The sequence below is a fragment of the Albidovulum sp. genome (assembly GCF_049646345.1).
In the GTDB taxonomy this organism is placed as follows: Bacteria; Pseudomonadota; Alphaproteobacteria; order Rhodobacterales; family Rhodobacteraceae; genus Albidovulum.
This window is the reverse complement of the sequence record NZ_JBARVQ010000152.1, coordinates 1-3,484: the sequence shown is the minus strand read 5'-3', so window position 1 is coordinate 3,484 and position 3,484 is coordinate 1. Positions and strand designations below refer to the sequence as shown.

Sequence of the window (3,484 nt, the reverse complement as noted above, 5' to 3'; positions counted from 1 at the left end):
AGACATGGCAGGTCGAACAGGCGCAAGCGCCGCCGCAATCGGCCTCGATCCCCGGGATGCCGTTGTCGCGCGCGCCTTCCATTACGGTCAGCCCATTGGCTACCTCGACAGCATGTTCGGCACCGCCGAACTCGACATAAGTGATCTTTGCCATAATCGCCCTTCCTGCCTCATCCCGAACCGGGTGTCAGCGTGCCTTTGTCGTCGCGTCCGCAGCGCGGTGCTTGCAAAGCGTCCGCGCAAGGTATTGCTGGAAATACCAGACGCTGCGTTCCTTCGGCGACAGGCGACCCGGTGCAGCAGCCAAAGCCCCGGCATTCTTGACGATACCGCCGATGATCGGCTTGTCCTCGTCATTGATCCGGTCGAAGCCCGCCTTGAGTTCGGCGGCATAGGCGGCGCGTTCCTCCGGCTCATCGGGCACGGCGCCGGGATAGGCATCCGCCCCCCAGAACACCTTGACCCGGTCGGTTCCATAGGGTTGCAGCGCCAGCCAGAAGGTGCGTTCGGCCACGACCGAGAAGACGTGACAGGGAAAGATCGCCGAAAGAACCGCCTTGCCGCGCTCCTCCTCGGTCAGAAGCGGACTGTCGACCACCATGTCGGAATTGCGCTCATAGGATTTGCCCGGCACGCGGCCCTGTTCGTAGAGGCTGTAGCCCTCTCCCCCGTGCATCGCATTGGCGAGCTTCGTCGGCATCGCCGGTTCGATGGTCTGGGCATGGGCGACAAAAAGGTGATAACCCTCGGTGAAATTCTGGACGAGGATCTTCCAGTTCGTGTCCCAGATCTCCTCGGCCCGGAACAGCGTCCGGTATTTTGGCAACTGGTAGTTCTCCAGCCGCTCGGACAGTTTCGCAAGGCGGGGGGCCAGAGGTGCCGCATCGGGGTCGAGCGAGACATAGACCCAGCCCTGCCAGACCTCGACCCTGAACTGCGGCAGGCAGACGGTTTTCTTGTCGAAGTTATCGCGCATAAAGGCAGCGCCGATCAGCTGACCGTCGAGGTTGTAGGTCCAGGCATGATAGGGGCAGCTGATGCGGCCTTTGATGTTGCCCGCCCCATCCAGAAGGGTCGACATCCGGTGGCGGCAGATGTTCGACATCGCGCGCAGCGTGCCCTCGCGGTCGCGCAGGACGATCACCGGATCGCGGCCGATCGTGGTGGCGCGGTAGTCGCCTGGGTTTTCGTATTCATCCTCGCGCCCGACGCAGAACCATTCGTGGTTGAATATCTCGTCCAGTTCCAGTTCGAGGAATTCGGGCGAGGTGTAGATCTGCGGCGGCGTCGCCTCGGCCAGTTCGTCCGGCAGGGCAGCGTTGCGGGCGAGCGCGTCCAGCAGTTCGTCAAGCGGCATATGCGGTTTCATCTTGGGCCCTCCCGTGAGCGGTGAAGTGGTGGTTCAGGCGATCTCCAGCCCATATTGTGCAGCACTTTCGGTCAGTATCTCGCAGAGCGAGGCCGCGAAGCTGCGCGGCAGAAAGAGGGCGAATCCCTCGCCGTCCCGCCAGAGTGTCACGCCGACATGGTGAAAGGCGGTGGAGGCAACGGAGCCTTCGGGGAAAGCGGTGGGTGACAGGTCAATCGGCAGCACATGGTTCAGAAGGCGGGCCGCTTTCGAACCGCTGACATGCAGCCGGGTGCGGGACTGCGACAGGTCGAGCACCGCACCGTTTTCGACCGCAAGAGAAGGAGCGTCGCCCGTATCGCCGACCAGCCACCATTTCAGCGGTTCGACGCAGAGTAGCACGCCATGCGCCCCTGTCGCTGCCCTACCGGGTCCGGGCGCGGCCTGTGCGCCCGCCGCCTTTGCCGCTTCAGCAGCGGTCTCAGCCACAGTATCGGGCCAGGCCGCGAACTGAATGAGGGTGAAGGGACGGATTTCGGCAATCCGGACCCCGGCCGCGCCGGGCAATCCCGTGCAGCCCGGCACCAGATGGCTCTTCACTGCGGAAATGCCGTCAGCCATGCATCCTCACTCCCTCGGGATCGAACATATGGGGCGAGACAATTTCGACCTCGACATTGCCCTTCCGCACCGGATCGGCGGCAGTGACCGCCTTGCCTGCCCATGCGTCATGCCCACCCGCGATGTAACCAAGCCCGATCCAGTGGCCGAGCGCCGGAGAATGGGTCACGGCGGTAATCCAACCCTCGCCGAACCCCGTCACCTTGCCCGAGGCGCAAAGCAAGGCGCCGCCATTGAAACTCTGGCTGCGGTCCTTCGGAAAGATGCCCACCAGACGCGGCCGGTCGCCGCGGGTCAGGTCCGGCCGCTGCCGAAGTGCTGCGCCGATGAACGCCTTCTTGGTCGAGGCCATCTTGCCAAGACCGGCATCGTCGATGGTCATGCGACCGTCGAGTTCAGCCCCGGTCACATGGCCCTTCTCGATGCGGAGCGCGCCGAGCGCCTCCAGCCCGTAAAGGCAGCCGCCCTGCGCCTCAGCCGCGGGCCAGAGCAGGTCCATCATCGCCTCGCCCTGATCGGCAGGGACGTAAAGCTCATAGGCCAGTTCGCCGGAAAAGCTGATCCGGGCGATCAATCCCTTGATGCCACCCCTCAGCGTGACCGGCGCGACGCCCATGAAGGGCAGCGCCGCGTTCGATATGTCCGTGCTCTCATCCAGACAGGCGGCAATCACCTCGCGCGCCTTCGGCCCGGCGACCGACACCCCCGCCCAGCGGTCGGTGACCGAGGTGACATGAACCTTGAGGTCGGGCCAGCGGGTCTGCAACAGTTCCTCTAGCCAGACCATCACCTTGCCGGCATTGGTCGTGGTCGTGGTCATCAGGAAATCGGCCTCGTCCAGACGCCAGGTTGTGCCGTCATCCATGACGATGCCGTCATCGCGCAGCATGATGCCATAGCGCGCGCGGCCCACGGGCAGTTTGGCGAAGGCATTGGTATAGACGCGGTTCAGGAACTCCGCCGCATCCGGCCCCTGCACCGCGATCTTGCCAAGCGAGCTGACATCGCAAATGCCGACCGTTTCGCGCACGGTCGTGGCCTCGCGGATATAGGCCTCGGTTATCGTTTCGCCTTTGCGCGCGAAATACCATGTCCGCTGCCAGAGCCCGGCCTCTGTCAGCGTCGCACCATGGCGGAGGTTCCAGTCATGCAACGGCGTGCGGCGCAAAGGCTTGAAATGGCCCGCGACATTGCGGCCCGCCAGCGCGCCGATGGCGACGGGCGTATAGGGCGGGCGGAACCGGGTGGTACCGACGGCGGGAACCTCCCGCCCAAGCGCTTCGGCCATCAGGGCAAGGCCGATGACATTGCCCATCTTGCCCTGATCGGTCGCCATGCCAAGCGTGGTGTAGCGTTTCAGATGCTCGACTGAGACGAAGCCTTCCTGATGGGCCAGCCGCACATCGTCGCCCGTCACGTCATGCTGCGGATCGACAAAGGCCTTCGCCTTGGTCCCGGGCAGACGCACCTCATAGACGGGCTGGATCGGACGCGCCCAGCCGCCCGGCACAGGCG

The 3,484-nt window shown here is 64.4% G+C and carries 4 protein-coding genes; all 4 read right to left on the bottom strand.

The features are described from left to right. On the bottom strand, positions 1-154 hold a 154-nt coding region (locus WBB85_RS03835), incomplete at its 3' end, for a 2Fe-2S iron-sulfur cluster-binding protein (protein ID WP_432637299.1). Between the two features lie 33 nt (positions 155-187). Then, positions 188-1,369, bottom strand: a complete 1,182-nt coding sequence (locus WBB85_RS03830; protein ID WP_432637298.1) for an aromatic ring-hydroxylating oxygenase subunit alpha — start codon at positions 1,367-1,369, stop codon at positions 188-190. Between the two features lie 33 nt (positions 1,370-1,402). Beyond that, positions 1,403-1,969, bottom strand: coding sequence for a sarcosine oxidase subunit gamma (locus tag WBB85_RS03825; protein WP_432637297.1), 567 nt, complete (start codon positions 1,967-1,969; stop codon positions 1,403-1,405). After that, a partial coding sequence (locus WBB85_RS03820; RefSeq protein ID WP_432637296.1) for a glycine cleavage T C-terminal barrel domain-containing protein occupies positions 1,962-3,484 on the bottom strand: 1,523 nt, incomplete at its 5' end. The genes WBB85_RS03820 and WBB85_RS03825, both read right to left, overlap by 8 nt.

Excerpts from the sequence above, each read along its gene's own strand:
- WBB85_RS03830 (WP_432637298.1), bottom strand. The coding sequence starts at position 1,369 with ATGAAACCGCATATGCCGCTTGACGAACTGCTGGACGCGCTCGCCCGC.
- WBB85_RS03825 (WP_432637297.1), bottom strand. The coding sequence starts at position 1,969 with ATGGCTGACGGCATTTCCGCAGTGAAGAGCCATCTGGTGCCGGGCTGC.